Annotated in this window: 20 protein-coding genes; 6 read left to right on the forward strand and 14 right to left on the reverse strand. The window is 67.6% G+C overall.

The window, feature by feature from the left end; genetic code table 11:
- Nucleotides 1-23: 23 nt before the first annotated feature.
- The 3 genes from KBZ08_RS00670 to KBZ08_RS00680 form a co-directional block, all read right to left on the reverse strand.
- Nucleotides 24-1,115, reverse strand: coding sequence for an extracellular solute-binding protein (locus KBZ08_RS00670; RefSeq protein ID WP_254970572.1), 1,092 nt, complete (start codon nucleotides 1,113-1,115; stop codon nucleotides 24-26).
- A gap of 134 nt (nucleotides 1,116-1,249) precedes the next feature.
- The gene (locus tag KBZ08_RS00675) at nucleotides 1,250-1,393 is read right to left on the reverse strand and encodes a hypothetical protein (protein ID WP_181280134.1); all 144 of its coding nucleotides are present in this window, start codon (nucleotides 1,391-1,393) and stop codon (nucleotides 1,250-1,252) included.
- Between the two features lie 84 nt (nucleotides 1,394-1,477).
- Nucleotides 1,478-2,683 (reverse strand): GTP-binding protein, encoded by a 1,206-nt coding sequence (locus tag KBZ08_RS00680; RefSeq protein WP_254970574.1) that lies wholly within the window; start codon nucleotides 2,681-2,683, stop codon nucleotides 1,478-1,480.
- 94 nt (nucleotides 2,684-2,777) lie between these two features.
- Here KBZ08_RS00680 and KBZ08_RS00685 point away from each other — a divergent pair, with 94 nt between their 5' ends.
- Nucleotides 2,778-3,185, forward strand: coding sequence for a tellurite resistance TerB family protein (locus tag KBZ08_RS00685; RefSeq protein WP_106221543.1), 408 nt, complete (start codon nucleotides 2,778-2,780; stop codon nucleotides 3,183-3,185).
- Between the two features lie 10 nt (nucleotides 3,186-3,195).
- Here KBZ08_RS00685 and KBZ08_RS00690 read toward each other — a convergent pair whose 3' ends face one another.
- From KBZ08_RS00690 to KBZ08_RS00715, 6 genes are read right to left on the reverse strand one after another with little or no spacing between them, the layout of a single operon-like run.
- Complete coding sequence (locus KBZ08_RS00690; protein WP_254970576.1) at nucleotides 3,196-3,597, reverse strand: Fur family transcriptional regulator; 402 nt, start codon at nucleotides 3,595-3,597, stop codon at nucleotides 3,196-3,198.
- A gap of 10 nt (nucleotides 3,598-3,607) precedes the next feature.
- Entirely contained in the window at nucleotides 3,608-4,978 is a 1,371-nt protein-coding gene (locus tag KBZ08_RS00695; RefSeq protein WP_254970578.1) for a hypothetical protein, read from the reverse strand.
- Nucleotides 4,975-5,682, reverse strand: a complete 708-nt coding sequence (locus tag KBZ08_RS00700; protein WP_254970579.1) for a TIGR03943 family putative permease subunit — start codon at nucleotides 5,680-5,682, stop codon at nucleotides 4,975-4,977. Before KBZ08_RS00700 ends, KBZ08_RS00695 begins: the two co-directional genes overlap by 4 nt.
- Nucleotides 5,679-6,647 carry a permease gene (locus KBZ08_RS00705; RefSeq protein WP_254970580.1) on the reverse strand — a complete coding sequence of 323 codons (969 nt, stop codon included), beginning with the start codon at nucleotides 6,645-6,647 and terminating at the stop codon, nucleotides 5,679-5,681. Before KBZ08_RS00705 ends, KBZ08_RS00700 begins: the two co-directional genes overlap by 4 nt.
- Nucleotides 6,644-7,150: a 6-carboxytetrahydropterin synthase gene (locus KBZ08_RS00710; protein ID WP_254970581.1), complete on the reverse strand. Its 507-nt coding sequence runs from the start codon at nucleotides 7,148-7,150 to the stop codon at nucleotides 6,644-6,646. Before KBZ08_RS00710 ends, KBZ08_RS00705 begins: the two co-directional genes overlap by 4 nt.
- Nucleotides 7,151-7,179: 29 nt before the next feature.
- Nucleotides 7,180-9,114, reverse strand: a complete 1,935-nt coding sequence (locus tag KBZ08_RS00715) for a bifunctional diguanylate cyclase/phosphodiesterase (RefSeq protein ID WP_254970585.1) — start codon at nucleotides 9,112-9,114, stop codon at nucleotides 7,180-7,182.
- Nucleotides 9,115-9,469: 355 nt separating this feature from the next.
- On the opposite strand from KBZ08_RS00715, the gene hisIE reads away from it, so the two are divergent.
- Together hisIE and KBZ08_RS00725 are read left to right on the forward strand one after the other, a co-directional pair.
- Entirely contained in the window at nucleotides 9,470-10,147 is a 678-nt protein-coding gene (gene hisIE / locus KBZ08_RS00720; RefSeq protein ID WP_396122349.1) for a bifunctional phosphoribosyl-AMP cyclohydrolase/phosphoribosyl-ATP diphosphatase HisIE, read from the forward strand.
- The gene (locus KBZ08_RS00725) at nucleotides 10,144-10,509 is read left to right on the forward strand and encodes a hypothetical protein (RefSeq protein WP_254970586.1); all 366 of its coding nucleotides are present in this window, start codon (nucleotides 10,144-10,146) and stop codon (nucleotides 10,507-10,509) included. The genes hisIE and KBZ08_RS00725 overlap by 4 nt, the downstream gene beginning before the upstream one ends.
- A 71-nt stretch (nucleotides 10,510-10,580) precedes the next feature.
- Here the strand turns inward: KBZ08_RS00725 and KBZ08_RS00730 are convergent, their stop codons facing one another.
- The 5 genes from KBZ08_RS00730 to KBZ08_RS00755 form a co-directional block, all read right to left on the reverse strand.
- Nucleotides 10,581-11,027 carry a lipase family protein gene (locus tag KBZ08_RS00730; protein ID WP_254970587.1) on the reverse strand — a complete coding sequence of 149 codons (447 nt, stop codon included), beginning with the start codon at nucleotides 11,025-11,027 and terminating at the stop codon, nucleotides 10,581-10,583.
- 27 nt (nucleotides 11,028-11,054) lie between these two features.
- Nucleotides 11,055-11,399 (reverse strand): hypothetical protein, encoded by a 345-nt coding sequence (locus KBZ08_RS00735; protein WP_254970588.1) that lies wholly within the window; start codon nucleotides 11,397-11,399, stop codon nucleotides 11,055-11,057.
- A 506-nt stretch (nucleotides 11,400-11,905) separates the two neighbouring features.
- Complete coding sequence (locus KBZ08_RS00740; RefSeq protein WP_254970589.1) at nucleotides 11,906-12,367, reverse strand: hypothetical protein; 462 nt, start codon at nucleotides 12,365-12,367, stop codon at nucleotides 11,906-11,908.
- Between the two features lie 72 nt (nucleotides 12,368-12,439).
- Nucleotides 12,440-12,631 (reverse strand): hypothetical protein, encoded by a 192-nt coding sequence (locus KBZ08_RS00745; RefSeq protein WP_254970592.1) that lies wholly within the window; start codon nucleotides 12,629-12,631, stop codon nucleotides 12,440-12,442.
- 576 nt (nucleotides 12,632-13,207) lie between these two features.
- Entirely contained in the window at nucleotides 13,208-13,348 is a 141-nt protein-coding gene (locus KBZ08_RS00755) for a hypothetical protein (protein ID WP_254971708.1), read from the reverse strand.
- Between the two features lie 229 nt (nucleotides 13,349-13,577).
- Between KBZ08_RS00755 and hisE the strand changes: the two genes are divergently transcribed.
- From hisE to KBZ08_RS00770, 3 genes are all read left to right on the forward strand, one after another.
- The gene (gene hisE / locus KBZ08_RS00760; RefSeq protein ID WP_396122350.1) at nucleotides 13,578-13,835 is read left to right on the forward strand and encodes a phosphoribosyl-ATP diphosphatase; all 258 of its coding nucleotides are present in this window, start codon (nucleotides 13,578-13,580) and stop codon (nucleotides 13,833-13,835) included.
- Complete coding sequence (locus KBZ08_RS00765) at nucleotides 13,832-14,233, forward strand: hypothetical protein (protein WP_254970595.1); 402 nt, start codon at nucleotides 13,832-13,834, stop codon at nucleotides 14,231-14,233. Before hisE ends, KBZ08_RS00765 begins: the two co-directional genes overlap by 4 nt.
- A gap of 186 nt (nucleotides 14,234-14,419) precedes the next feature.
- Nucleotides 14,420-15,130 (forward strand): hypothetical protein, encoded by a 711-nt coding sequence (locus KBZ08_RS00770; protein WP_254970597.1) that lies wholly within the window; start codon nucleotides 14,420-14,422, stop codon nucleotides 15,128-15,130.
- Nucleotides 15,131-15,167 lie beyond the last annotated feature (37 nt).

Consider the following 15,167-nt stretch of genomic DNA (forward strand, 5'->3'; position numbering starts at 1 on the left):
TGCCGCGCTCGCCATCCGGTGTCCTACTTCCAGCCGTTCGATTCCATCATCTGGGTGGCCGCCCTGCTCCTGGAGCCGATCTGCTCCACCGAGACCCCATCGGCCCGGAAGGTGCCGAAGCGCTTCAGGATCGGGTTGTCACCGAAGCCCTTGAGGGGGTATTCGTTGTTGGCTTCGGCGTAGCCGCGGCCGCCGGTGGGGGAGGCCAGGAACTCGATCAGCCGGATCGCCGCCTGGGGATTCCTGGCGTGGCGGGTGACGCCGGCGCCGGTGATGTTGACGTGGGAGGGATTGAGGTAGACCACCTTCAACCGTTCGGCCAGCTGCTTGTCCTGGGCGCCGCCTTCCCCGGAGAGCATGCGGGCGATGTAGTAGGTGTTCACCACCCCGACGCCGCACTCACCACGGGCAACGGCCCGGGCCAGGGGGGTGTCGGAGGTGAAGAAGGGCTGGCTGACGTTGGCCACCATGCCGCGGATCCAGGTGCGGGTGGCGGCATCACCGTTGAGGATCATGCGGCTGGCCACCAGGGACTGGTTGTAGGGGCTCTTGCGATCCCGCAGGCAGAGCTTGCCCTTGAGGGCCGGCCTGGCCAGATCGGCGTAGGTGCGGATCGTCGCCGGATTCACCAGCTTCGGGTTGACCACCACGGCCCGCACCCGGCGGGTGAGGCCATACCAGCGACCCTGGGAATCCCGCAGGTTGGCGGGCACATCCCGCTGCAGGGCGGCCGAACGGGTGGGGCGGAACAGGCCCTGGTCGGTGGCGGCGTCGAGGCGGGCGGCATCGACCAGAACGAGCACATCGGCGGGGCTGTTCTTGCCCTCGCTCTTGAGGCGTTCCAGCAGGGCGTCGTCCTTGGCTTCCAGCACGTTCACCCTGATGCCGGTGCGGGCGGTGAACTGGCGGTAGAGCTCCTTGTCGGTGTTGTAGTGGCGGCCGGAGTAGACCCCGATGGTGGTGCCGGCCTGGGCGACGGCGGGAGCCTTGGGCTGCGACTGACCGATGGCCGGCAGCGATCCACCGCCGAAGACGGCGAGCAGGGCTGCGGCCAGGGCCGCGGATCCGCCGACAGGCAGCAGGAGGCGACGGCGGAGGAACCTGGACGTGGGCATCTGGGCAAACGGATGTCTGCCCGGACCCTATGAGGGCTCACCAGGGGTGGTCGGAACAAACGACGCGACGCCGCGTAACAATGCTTACCTCTGAAGCGCCCTTGCGGCGCTCAGCCCCTTTTCGCGGTGAGCGCTCAGTAGGTGTTGGAGCGGCGCACCGGGATCAGGGCGGGCTGCATCAGGCCGCCGCCGCCGTTGTCGTCGTCGGAATCCATCGCCATCCACAGCACCAGACCGAGAAGGGCGAGCACGCCCGTCATCAGGAGGAACTCGGTCATGGGAGTGCTACGTAGACCGTCACCCTAGCGGCGCCGGCCGGTGGTTCCGTAGTGGATGCAGCACAACGGGCCGGGGGCGGCCGATCAGCCGAAGCCCTTGCCCGCCTCGCCGGCCACGCAGGCCTGGAGCTGTTGCCGCAGGCGCTTGTGGTCGAGGTCCTTGCCGATCAGCACCAGCTGGTTCTTGCGTTCCCCCGGCCAGTCGCTGTCGTCGATGGAGAAGCGTTTGCCCGCCAGGTGGAACACGTGGCGGCGCTCGCTTTCGTTGAACCAGAGGATCCCCTTGGCCCGGAAGACCCCCGCCGGCATCTGGTTGTCGAGGAAGTTCTGGAACTTGCGCAGGGAAAGGGGGCCGTCGCTGCTGAAGGACAGGGAGGTGAACCCCTCGATGGCCTGATGGTCGGCATGGCCGCCATGGTCATGGGCGTGATCGTGGCCGTGGTGATGGCCGTGGTCGTGGTGATGGCCCGCCGCCGCCGGCTCGTGCTCGCAGTGGCCGTGGTCGTGGTCGCAGTCGCTGTGGTCTTCGGCCCCATGGTCATGGCCGTGATGGCCCCCATGGTCGTGCCCATGGTCGTGGTGGTCGGCGGCGGCCGGAGCCTGCTGCTGGGCCACCACCCTGTCGCTCTCGAACAGGCCCACGCTCAGCAGCAGGGGCAGGGGCACCTCGCCCTTCACCGAGCGCAGGATGCGGGCCTCGCTCTTGATCGCCCGCAGTTCGGCCTCCAGCTGCTCCAGCCGCTCCTCGCTGACGAGGTCGCACTTGTTGAGCAGGATCATGTCGCCGTAGACGATCTGGGAGCGGCCCACCTCCCCCTGCAGCGTCTCGGGACCGAAGTTCTCCGCGTCCACCAGGGTGATGATCGAATCGAGCCGGGTGAGGTCGCGCAGGTCGCTGCCGAGGAAGGTCATGGCCACGGGCAGCGGATCGGCCAGGCCGGTGGTCTCCACCACCAGGTAGTCGACGGGTTCGGGGCGCTCCAGCACCCGGTAGACGGCCTCCAGCAGCTCGCCGTTGATCGAACAGCAGATGCAGCCGTTGCTCAGCTCCACCATGTCGTCGCCGGTGGCCACGATCAGCTCGTTGTCGATGCCGATCTCCCCGAACTCATTGACCAGCACGGCGGTCTTGAGACCCTCCTGGTTGCTGAGGATGTGGTTGAGCAGGGTGGTCTTGCCCGCCCCGAGGAAGCCCGTGAGGATCGTCACCGGCACGGCGATCGGCCGGGCCTCCTTCGCCGCCTCGGTCGCCGCCTCCTGGGTCGGGGCGTCCAGTTTCGTGCTGGTCATGGCCGGAAGGGGAACCGCTGTGGTGATTCTGCCGGCGCGCTCCCCCCAGCCACGCCGCCGCGGCTGCTGGAATGGCGGTCTCCGAACCTGGCCCATGAACCCCAGCGAAGCCTTCGCCGCCATCGCCCTGGCCGCGGTGGCCTGCGATGGTGCCCTTGATGGCGACGAGGCCGCCATGCTGCGCCAGCTCCTGGAGGTGCGCTCGCCCTACGCCAACCTCGGCGAGGCGGCCATGGGGGCGATGTTCGAGGGGCTGCTGGGGCGCCTGAGCAGTGGCGGCTGGGAACAGCTGCTGGCGGAGGCCGCGCCGGTGCTGACCGCCCCTCAGCAGGAGACGGCCTATGCGATGGCGGCCCTGCTGGTGCACACCAACCGCAGCTTCAAGCCGGTGGAGCAGGCGATGCTGCAGCGGCTGGGGGAACTGATCAGCGTGCCGCCTGAGCGCTGCAGCCAGATCCTCGAGGTGATGGCGGTGCTGCACCGCGACAGCCTCAGATCCTGAGGGCCAGGCCTCAGGACCTGGTGCCCCGGCAGCGGCCGCACAGCCCGAAGAATTCCAGGGTGTGATAGGGAGGCAGGAAGTCGCCCAGGTCCTCCTCCGGCAGGTGCAGGCCGTGCACCGGGCAGTGGGGCAGCACCATCGTGGTGCCGCAGTCGACGCAGGTGAGGTGGTGCTCGTCCCGCTCCGTCGGGGCGTAGAGGGCTTCGCCGCTGGGCAGGTGGCGGCAGCGCACCAGCCCCCGCTGCTGCAGCTGGCGCAGGTGGCGGTAGACGGTGGCCAGCCCCATGGCGGAGGGGCCGCCCCGCAGCCGGGCATGGAGGTCCTGGCCGCTCAGTTCGCCGTCGGCATCGCGCAGTTCCGCCAGCAGGGAGGCCTGGCGCGGCGGGAGCTCGGGGACGGAGGGGGCCTGCATGGTTCCGTTTCTACCCTGCCGGCAGCCAGATGGCCTGGAGGGCCTCCTGCGGCAGGGGCTGGAGGGTGAGGCTGGAGGCCTCGATCAGCACCGCCCGGGGGGGCGCCGGGGGTCCCCCGCGCAGCTCCCCCAGGGGCCGGAGCACCAGCGCCAGCCGGTCGCTGGTGGGGTCGTAGCTGAGGCCGGTGCCCGGTTCGAGCTCCCAGCCGACCAGGCGCCGCGAGGCCAGCACGGTGCCGCGCCGGTCGAGGGTCACCAGGGTGAGGGCGGGGCGGCCCACCCCTTCGATCAGCAGGGCCCAGATCCGCTCGCCGCCGCGGCTGCAGGCCGTGGCTGCCAGGGCCTGGGGGCCGATCCAGAGCTGGCGCGGGGCCACGCCCGGCTCCACCAGCTCCAGGGAGCGGCGGAAATCGGGCCAGTGGCGCACCAGCAGGGCCCGCCCCGCCCGGGGACAGAAGCTGCTCAGGTCGCGGCTGCCGGGCAGGGTCTGGCGGCGCTCCGGCCGGGGGGGCAGGTCCCGCAGGCTGAGGCCATCGATCTCGGGCACCACCAGGGCGCCCCCCTCGGGCAGCAGGCGCACGGCGCCACTGGCCTCCAGCGGCAGCACCCGCGGGCCGCCCCGGGCGGGCCAGAGGCTGATGCTCACCTGGTCGGGCTGCTCACCGCCGGCCTGCACCAGCAGATCGCCGCGGCGGTTGCCGCTGATATGGGCGAAGACCATCTCGCCGGCGCCGATGGGTTCGGGGGCACCGGCCTGGACGGGGGCCGGCGCCGCCGGGCGCCCGCGGCCCAGGGGGCGCAGGGGCTGCTGGCGCAGCGGCAGCCGCCAGACCCGGAAGCGGCCGGACTCGGAGCGCGACACCACGGCCACGGCCTCGCCACCGCCGAGCGGTTCGACCATGGTGATGCGCGGCCAGACCGGCGAGATCGGCCGCCAGCGGCCGTCGTGCTCCCGCACCTGCAACTGCTCGCCGCTGGCCACCGGCACCACCGCCAGCAGCCGGGGGCGCGGATCCCACTGCCAGCGCTGGGGGGGCAGGGCCAGGCCGCGGCGATCGCGGCCGGCCAGCTCCAGCTGCAGGGGGGAGCGGATCCGCTGGTCGGGGGAGAGGTTGAGCAGCAGGGTGTCGCCGTCACCGAGCCAGCGGTGGGCCAGGGGCGGGTTGAGGGTGCTGGCGGCCTGGAGGCTGGCCGGGTCCATGGGCCGGCTGAAGCGGGCCTGCAGGGCGGCCGGCCCGGAGCTGGCGGCCACCGGCGTGAGCCGCTCGAGCCGGGGCGGCTGGCGCAGCAGCAACTGCTGCTGGACGAGGGCCAGCAGAGCGGCCAGGGCCAGGGTGAGCGGCAGGGGGCCGGCCCTGGGGAGGCGGGAGAGCGGGCTCATGGTTCCAGGGGCCGGGCGGGCCGGGGGATCGGCCGGATGCGGCTGGGAACCACCTCCAGCCGCTCGCCGCCGCCGGGGGCGGGCCTGAGGCCCATCACCCCGTCGATGGCCAGCCACTGGTCGGCGGGGAAGGGGGCCTGGCCGGCGGGCCAGTGGACGGGCAGACCCACCGGGGAGGCATCGGCCAGGCAGCAGCGCACCAGCAACCGGGCCAGCTGGGGCGGCTCGCCCTCCATCGGCAGCACGAAGCCGCTGATGCGCACCGGATCGCCGGCGAACAGCCTGGGATCGGGCTGGCTGCGCAGCAGCCGCACCCAGTCGGTGAGGCTGCGCTGGGCGGGCGGCAGCACGAAGCTGAGCTCGCTTTCGGCGGTCTCGTCGCGGGGGCGCTGGCCGGCCAGGTCGGCGAAGGAGGGGGCCGGCGGCAGCAGCAGCACCAGCAGGGCGATGGCGGCGGTGAGCAGCAGGGTGCGGGCCTGGCGCCGGTCGCCCCGCTCCTGCCGGCCGGGCCCGAAGGCGAGGCGCAGCTGCAGCAGGGCGACGAGCAGCAGCAGCAGGCCGGCCAGGGCCACCAGGGGGTGGAAGACGGCCCGCAGGAGGAGGTCGAGGCGGCCGTCGACGCTGCTGACGAGCAGCACCAGGGCCCAGAGGCCGAGGCTGGCGGCGCGCCAGAGGGCGGCCCGCTGCAGGAGGGGGGGAGTCACAGGCGCCACAGGTTCACCCACTGGCCGATCAGGAGCACCATCAGGGCGGCCCCGGCGGTGGTGAGCACCAGGCCGCGGGGGCGGAACAGCAGCCCGAGCAGGCTCACCAGCTTGAGGTCGATCACCGGGCCCAGGAGCAGGAAGGCGAGCAGGGCCCCGGGGGTGACCTGGGCGGCGAAGCTGAGGGCCAGGAACGCATCCACGCTCGAGCACACCGACACCACCAGGGCCAGCAGCATCAGGGCCAGGATCGAGAGGGTGGGGGCGCCGCCCACCGCCAGCAGCCAGCTGCGGGGCACGAAGGACTGCACCAGGGCGGCGATGACGCTGCCCATCACCAGCAGCAGGGCCAGGTAGAGGAACTCCTGGCTGGCGTGCTTCATCAGCTCGGCCAGGGGCGGCCGGACTGGGGCGGTCTCGGCGCTGAGGGCCGAGGGTGGTGGGGCCCCCACCAGGCCGCTGGAGCGCTCCAGCAGCCCCACCGCCGCCAGGGGCTGGTGCAGGCGCCGTTCGGCCAGCAGGTCGGCATGGAGCAGCTGGGGCTCGCCCACCAGCCCCAGCAGCAGGGCCAGGCCCACGGCCACGACAACGGCGCCGAGGGGCCGGGCCAGCAGCAGCCAGGGCTGGTCGGGGAAGGCGGCCCAGGTGCTGGCGATCACGATCGGGTTGAGCACGGGGGCGGCGAACAGGAAGCCGAGGCCGGCGCCGAGGGGCGCGCCACCGCTGAGCATGCGGCGGGCCACCGGCACGTTGCCGCATTCGCAGGCGGGCAGGGCGAAACCGAGGGCGGCGCCGGTGAGGGGCCCCAGCAGGGGGTGGGAGGGCAGCCGCCGCAGCCAGCGCCCCCCCGGGGCGAACCAGCGGGCGCCGGCGGAGATCAGCACGCCGATCAGCAGGAAGGGCAGCGCCTCGATCAGCAGCCCCTGGAACAGGGCCCAGGCGGTGGCCAGACGGGTGAGGATCACGGCGCCGGCCAGGGCTCCGGGGTGGCAGGGGCCTTGGCGGTGCCCGCCTCGAACCACTCGGGGATGGCGGTGAAGCGGGCGGCGTTGGCCTCGTTCTCGCGGGCCTCGACGCGCCAGCAGCAGCTGCGGCCGCCGTCGCGGGGGTGGAGCAGTTCGTTGGCCCAGCCCCAGGCCAGCTCGGCGCTGGCCTCCATGCCCACGTTGGCCATCACCCGCAGGTCGAGGGCGCCCTGGTCATGCAGGTCCTGCCACTGGGCCAGCAGGGGGTCGTCGTGGTTGACCAGGAAGGTGTGGTCGAACTGCTGCTCGAGGCGGGACCGCAGGGGCTGGAGGCTGGAGAAATCGACCACGAAGCCGTGGACGTCGAGGTGGTGGGCGGCGAACCAGAAGGTGAAGCTGCGGCTGTAGCCGTGCACGAAACGGCAATGGCCCGGGTGGCGCCACTGGCGATGGCAGCAGGGGAAGCCGCCGTAGCTCTTGCTGCAGGTGTTGGCGGCCGTCATGGAGGGGAGGATGGGCCTCCAGGCTGCCATCAGACGGAGGCACCAATCGGGAACACCCGGTTGCGCCCCAGTTTCTTGGCCTCGTACATGGCCCCGTCGGCGCGGGCCATCAGGGCCTCGCTGCTCTCCCCCGGCAGCGCCAGGGTGACACCGATGCTGAGGCTGGTCTTCAGCTGCCCGAATGGCGTGGCCACCGGGTCCTCCACCACCCTGCGGATCTTTTCCCCGACTGCCGCGGCGCACTCCAGATCCTTCACCCCCTTGAGCACCACCAGCAGCTCGTCGCCCCCCAGCCGTGCCGCCAGATCCTCATGGCGCAGGCAGCCCCGGATGCGTTCGGCCACGGCCCGCAGCAGGTGATCACCGGCGGCGTGGCCGTAGTTGTCGTTGATCGACTTGAACTGGTCAAGGTCGCAGAAGAGGACGGCCGTCTGGCGGCCCGCACGCCGCATCGGCAGCTGGCGAGCATCGATCCGCTGCAGCACCTCCCGGCGGTTGAGCAGGCCGGTGAGCTCGTCGAAGTGGGCATGGTGCTCCAGCCTTTGCAGGGCCACCACCTCCCGGTCGATGACCCGGAACGACGCCACCAGGCCATCGATCCGATCCTGGTCATCCCGGTAGGGGCCGGCGTGCACCTCCACCCAGTGCCAGAGGCCGTCCTGGGCGCGGAGCCTGAGGCGGCTCACGGCACCGCTTTCTCCGTTATTGATCGCCCGCACACGGTCCATGAAGGCGGCGAAATCCTCGGGGTGGACGACCTCCCGGATGGGTCGGGAGATCCACTCCTCGGGGGTCCAGCCCAGGGCCGCTGTGAGCGAGGGAGACACCCACGCGAAGGCGTTGTCGCGGATGCGCACCATCACATCGGAGGAGTTCCTCGCCAGCAACCGGAACTCCTCCTCCGAAGACTCCAGCAGGCGGAAGCGCTCCCAGCGCTCGGTGATATCCCGCCAGGTGATGCTGAGTTCATCACCGAACGGCACGGCGCGGATGTCGTAGGAACGCGTCTCGCCGCGGATGTCATGGGGATAGGTGAAATCATCGAGCACCAGTGGCTCCCCAGACACCACCGCGTGGCAGTACTTCTCCCACAGTCCTGTGGATCGGTGGGCCGGCATCAGCTCCAGCATGCTCCTGCCGATCAGCTCGTCGGCGTTCAGGAAGTTGTACTTTCCGGCTGCCGCATTAGCCAGCGTGTAGACGAAGTCGACGATGGTGCCGGAGTCGTCCCGGCGGGCCTGGAGCACCACGTGGGGATCGAGAAGGGAATCGAGGGTGGCCGCCAGGCGGGACAGCGCCCTGGCCGTTTCCTGCTCGGCCACCACTTCCGCCTGGATGTCGTTCCAGCTGCCCAGGATCCCAACGACTCGACCTACGTCATCGCGGACTCCACGGGCGTTCACGCCCACCCAGCGGTGGCCCCCCTGTCGGTGGCGCACCCGCAGGCGGAAATGCCGGCGTTCACCACGGCGGAAGGCATCGTCGACCTGCTGCAACAGCGCCAGGTCTTCGGGGTGGACAAAGTGCCGGAAGGGTTGGCCGATCAGGTCCTCGGGTTGCCAGCCGAGCAGCTTGGTGACCGCGTTCGAAATCCACTCCGTCACGCCCTCGCATGTCGCGCGGAACACCACATCGGAGGCGTTCTCCGCCAGCAGCTGATAGTGGTGCATCGCCCATAGGCGCTGGTGCTCGCGGCGATGCCGCAGCATCGAGAGGATGATGCTCACCAGGGCCACCAGGGCGATGGCCGCCAACCGCAGCCAAACGTCAAGGCTGCCGGGCGACGACCAGCGCAGCCCTGAGAGAACCGCCAGGGCCAGGGTTGCCGCCACCATGGCGCCCTGCTGGCGGGGGGTGGTGAAGCTCGTGGCCAGCACGAGGGGAAACAGGTAAAAGGGCAGCAGCACGACGTGCAGCGCCACATCCAGCAGGAACACGGCCAGCAGGGCGGCCAGGACCAGCACAAATGGGAGCCCCTCCCATTCCGGCCATCCATCCCGAAGATCTGCATGCCGCCCTGGCACAGGGACCTCTGACCGCCAGTCACGGGTCAGGGCCACGGTCGAACCGACGGGATGGTTCTTGCCAGGTCGACCAGCACCAGGGGTAAACGGTTGGAGGTCGCCGGCGCTCATGCCCTAACGCTCAAAGGATCTTGGCTTCAACACCTCAGCACCATATGCGCCAAGCTGTCCGGAGCCATCGACGCTATTCTCGATCCAACCATCGTCCCTGGTGGGACCTTGGGTGCGGCCAAAGGCGATGGGTGGCCCCTCCGTCAGCAGGCAAGATTGGGGACTTCGCCCTGCTGCCGCCGCTGTGACTGATGCCGTGGACGCCGCCGGCTCCCTTCCCGATGGGCTGCGCTTCGACGGGGCGGGGCTGATCCCGGCGGTGGCCCAGGACTGGCTGGACGGGGCGGTGCTGATGGTGGCCTGGATGAACCGGGAGGCGATCGAGCGCAGCCTGGCCACGGGCGAGGTGCACTACTGGAGCCGCTCGCGGCAGGAGCTGTGGCACAAGGGGGCCACCAGCGGCCATTTTCAGAAGCTCAGGGGGCTCCGCTACGACTGCGATGCCGACGTGCTGCTGCTGACGATCGAGCAGGTGGGCCAGGTGGCCTGCCACACCGGCGCCCGCAGCTGCTTCTACGAGGAGGGCGCGGAGGCCACCCCCGGCGGGCCGGACGCCCTGCCGCCGCCGGCGGATGTGTGCACCGAACTGGCGCGGGTGATCAACGGGCGCCGCGAGCGCCCGGAGCCCGGCAGCTACACGAACAAGCTGCTGGAGGGGGGCGACAACCGGATCCTCAAGAAGATCGGCGAGGAGAGCGCCGAATTCGTGATGGCCTGCAAGGACGACGACCCGGAGGCGATCGCCGGTGAGGCGGCCGATCTGATTTTTCATGTGCAGGTGGCCCTGGCCCACCACGGCGTCGACTGGCGCCGGGTGCAGGAGGTGCTGGCCGAGCGGCGCGGGGCGCCCAGGCGGGAATGAGCCGGCTGCAGCGCGAACTGGCCTGCCGGCGGCGGCTGGGCGATGGATCGGGCGAACGCTGGCTGTGGGCCCTGGGCTCGAGCCTGCCCTGGGTGGGGCTGGCGGTGCTGCTGCTGCACGCCCTGACGCGACGGACGGTGACGCCGTTTCTCTATGGCCTGACGGCCCTGGGGGCGGTGGGCTTCCTGGTGCTGACGCTGGGGGGCCTGCCGGACGACCTGGCCAACCGCAACCGGCTGACATCGGGCACGGTGCCGGCGGCGATCACGCTGATCTGCGTGGCGGCGTTTGCCTTCGGGCACCGGCAGGGGCAGGAGAAGGCGGCGGTGGAGGCGCGGAAGTGGTTGGAGTTGGATCGGTGAGGGGGAGAGCATCAGTCCGAGCACGTCCCGTCGGCGGTGCCGAGCCGACTGTCGCCGCAGGAGACACCCACCTACTCCTCCTTGACCACCTTCCAGCCCCGTACGGCATTGAGGTAATGGAACATGCCGTGGTCCTCGATGTGATCGATCCCTTTCTGTTCCAAGCTTTCCATGGCTCCGGTGGTGGTGTCGAGAAACTGCACCCAACGGCCGGGATCCTGATGGATTTCCTTCTCCTTGGTGATGTAGAGAAAGGTGCCCACATGGCTGTAGCCCATCATCCGCGCAGGAGCTCGGGTGACGATGTCGTTGTTGTTCTGGAAGCGGAAGGACTTGCTCTGGGCCTCGATGTTGTAGACCCTGGCACTGTCGCGGGTGACGACCCGTGGCTGGCCAAAGGTGTATGTGGAGGTGAAGGCCTCATCCTGGTGGATCAGAATCGAACTGGCCAAGGTGGCCATGGCGCCGCCCAAGCTGTGGCCGGTGAGGAAAAGGCCTCGGGGTTTCTGGGCTTTCAAGTCGGAGTACGCACTGAACAGGTCGCCCTAGAGGTCCAGCGCGGAACGGAGAAAGCCCCGATGAAACGCCCCGAACAGCGCTTGCTCGGAAAAGGCGTTGAAGTTGTCGAGCCAGTCCCACCCTTCGTCTGTGCCTCGAAAGACCAGGGTCAGAAAGGATTCGTGTTCTACCAGTGCGGCCTGGGCGGAGTTCTTGGAGACCCCATGGACAGAGAGGAAGCCAGGATCTTCCGCCTTCAGGTTGGCGAGAATGCCTTGCTCATAGGGATGGCGCCCACCTGGCTGGCATTGATAGATCTGATCGGCGAGTCGCGCCATCCAGTAGGCGTTGCCTTGATCCAGTGATGTGCGGTAGGGCTTGACCGGGGCCATGGCAATCCGTTGTTGACAACGAGGAACTCCACGCTCCTGTGTTACTTGACTCATCCGGAGATGGCACCCTGCTCAAAGCCGGTGGCTCATCGACTGTCACAAGCGACGCAGCACAGCTGCACACGCCAAGGATTCAGCCATGGGGGGCCAAGGGATCCGGGTTCCATCTCAGCACTCAGAAGCTGAGCTTCACCCACCGCCGTAGGCGAACTGACGCCTCGTCGAGAAAGCTTCGTAGGAGGCCGAGACATACAGGGACGCCTTGTAAGCGAGCACATACTCCAGGCTGCCGCTCAGGGTCAGCTCGTTGGGGCCGCGGTCCAGGCCGGTGCTGCTGAAGCATGCGCCCGCCCCCGTTAGGGAGGCGTTGAGCGAACTGTTGCCGTTTTCTAGCTACGCAGCCCAGGTGTCGAGCCATGGACCGATTCTTTTGTTCTGTTAAATTGGTTTTGGTATTGAAGAGGGGATCAGCCGGGCTGCCCCCCTTTTTTTGACAACTAGCCGAGTCAGCCGTCGTACAGGGGATTCTCCAGAACGTCGAGCATTTCGACAGAGTAGCCGAGGTACTCGGCGTGCCGGATCAACAATGAGCGTTGCCGCGTGCGCAGAGCCTCCTGCAGGCTGAACAGCGCGGCCAGAGTGTGCTGCCATGGGCTCAGCTCGTCGTCTTTCATCGCCAGGGCGCGTTGGCCCTGAGGTGAGGCCAGTGCCCAGTTCACGCCCTCCAATAGGTCATTGGTGACGTACCAGTCGGGGCCCGTGTCCTCGTCCTCGATCCAGCCGCTGAAGTCACAGCCGGCATCGATCCAGTCGCGGTCGTAGGGCTGGGGGCCAGTGCCGGCGGCGGCGGCAGCGTGGGCTGCTTGCAACTGTTTCTGTCGCTCCTTCCAGTTGCTGTTGATGTCCCGCAATATCGCCTCGAATTCGGTCTGGTCGAGGAATGACTTGTCGTTGGATTCGTACTTCATGGGCGTAAACGATTAAGAGGATGTCATTACAAGGTCCCGCCAGGGCCTTTAGCCCTGGCGGGACCTCTGGGGTCAGCCGAGTCCGAGGCGATCGCGCTTGCGGATGACGGACTCGATGCGACGCTGGTGCTGCCAGCTCTTGCTGCTCCTGTTGCCGTCGTAGAACGACAGGCCAGTGACGGGATCGACGTAGGACGTCCCTCTGCGGTGCTTCTTGACGACGAAGCCAGCCCGGCGGGCGAGGCGCTCGGTGGTGTTGGACATGACAATGGGGTATAGAAGACGGGGCCTGGTTGGCCACTCAACCAGTACACCCCATACGCGAGCAGGTAACAAGAAACCCGATTTTATAAGGGGGCTTATCCAAAGCTTTTCGGCTGGTAGTTCCTAAACTTTTCGGTTTGTAGTTCCCAAACTTTTCGGGTTGTAGTTCCCAAGCCTTTCGGTTTGTAGTTCCCAAACTTTTCGGCTGGTAGTTCCCAAACTCTTCGGCTTGCGATTTTCTTGGCTCGCTGAGCAGTTGAAGCAGCATCTCCCGTCCGCATGCCGGGAATCAGCGCATGGGCGCAACTGGGCCAGCAGCAACCGGTCTCCGCTTAGGTGTTCTGTCTCAGCAGGTTGTTCAGTGACAAGGGGGTGTGAGGCCGCTACTGGTTGAGGCGCGACCCACCAACCCCGAGCTCACGCACCCATGCATAGCCACCCCAATGCCCGCCTGACCCAGCGGGGCCGGCTCCGGCTTGTCATCCAGCATCTGGAGCACGGCCGCCGCCTTGCCGAGCTCGCTGCCGAGAACGGGATCAGCCTCCGCTGCGCCTACCCTGGCTGGCCCGGTACAGCTCAGGCGGTGCAGGTACACTGACGGATTGACGCAGCGTGCGACGCACCCAGCGGCGGGCGCTCGACGCGCAGCAGCTCCAGCAGGCCGTGGTTCTGCGCCATCAGCGGCTGCACCTGCGGCACATCGCCCGACTCCTCCACCGTGGCTCGGGCCCTCAGCCGTCTGGGCTTGGGGCGTCGCCCGCACAAGCTGCTCCTTCGGGCCGCCATCGAGGGAGAAGCACTTGAACGGCAAGCTCAGGTAACGGCTCTCTAGGGTCACCAGCGCCTGGTTCATAGGGGTCCAAGGGGCCGTGCCGCCGATCACCATGGTGAACTCTTGGTGGGTGTCGCCCACGTTGGCAACCCTTACGGCAACAGCAGCTCCTTATTGAAGGCCACCAGCACGAGCCCGATGATCAGCACGAATAAGCCCTTGGAGGGGGGCGACAACTGCATCCTCAAGAAGATCGGCGAGGAGAGCGCCGAGTTCGTGATGGCCTGCAAGGACGACGACCCGGACGCGATCGCCGGTGAGGCGGCCGATCTGATCTTTCATGTGCAGGTGGACCTGGCCCACCACGGCGTCGACTGGCGCCGGGTGCAGGAGGTGCTGGCCGAGCGGCGCGGGGCGCCCAGGAGCGAATGAGCCGGCTGAAGCGGGAATTGGCCTGCCGTCGGCGGCTGGGCGATGGATCGGGCGAACGCTGGCTGTGGGCCCTGGGCTCGAGCCTGCCCTGGGTGGGGCTGGCGGTTCTCCTGCTGCATGCCCTGACGCGCCGCACGATCACGCCGTTTCTCTATGGCCTGACGGCTCTGGGGGCGGTGGGCTTCCTGGTGCTGACGCTGGGGGGCCTGCCGGACGACCTGGCCCAACGCAACCGGCTGCCCTCGGGCACGGTGCCGGCGGCGATCACGCTGATCTGTGTGGCGGCGTTTGCCTTCGGGCACCGGCAGGGGCAGGAGAAGGCGGCGGTGGAGGCGAAGAAGTGGTTGGAGCTGGATGGGTGGGGTGGGTGGCAGGGGATCATGAAGAGGGCCAGGTGATGTCCAATCCGATACTCCTTCGCGACCCACTTACCGGCTGGAGCGCAGTCGTCATCACGTTGCGAAGCGCACAGGTTGGACCCGGGCTCGTTAAACATGGACAATTCCGTTGAACTCTAGTTAGCTTCTATGGGCATGAAAGCTTCTTGCCTAGTGCTGAGCTGGCTTCGGTCGTAGTTTTTGGGAATGAGCGTGGCCGACAGCGGCACACTGAAACACCTGGTTAAGGAGCTGGATGATCCGATCGAATCCACATTTAGCAGGTCTAAATATTCTGGCAGAATCGAAGAGCTTCGTGCGCGAACCGAGCTCTTACAACGTCAAGTCTCCACTTTGAGTGGTGGGCATTTTGAGTGCACTGCAACATTGCCAAATGGTAACTTGCAGGTCTATCATTATCATGGGATTAAAGATCCCGGAGGCTTTAGGGATCAAGTGGTCTCACTTGTGATTTCTGTGTGGAGTTTTAAGGACCACTTCATTAAGGCTCTTGCCAAGAGGGGGATTAGCAGGACACGTTGTAGAAATCTTGTCTTTAGGGTGATTCGAAAATCAAGAGCGCTGATAATTTGTCTTGATCTTGCAAACGCCGAGAAGCACTCGGGATTGGACAATGATGGTTGGTCTCGCATGCTTCCTGAGCTAGGTGAGGTTTCATTCACAATTCCAAACCAAAGCATTGATAAGCTTGTGTTTGGCGCAGATAGATCTGTTGTTACATCTGTAGCAATACCTGAAGAAGTACATTATTCGATTCCGGTGGTAGATCATACTGGATCCTTGGTTGGCGACGCTATTGACTTGGTTATGAATGGTTTATCAGCTTGGGAGTCTTTCGAAGACACGCTGCGTAAATCTGGCATCCCGCTCAATCTTGCCACAAAACATGACCGTTGAGCGGGCAGGCAGCCACCAATTCCTCTTCCGCCGCTTA

The sequence above is a fragment of the Cyanobium sp. Candia 9D4 genome (genome assembly GCF_024346155.1).
In the GTDB taxonomy this organism is placed as follows: domain Bacteria; phylum Cyanobacteriota; class Cyanobacteriia; order PCC-6307; family Cyanobiaceae; genus Cyanobium; species Cyanobium minutissimum.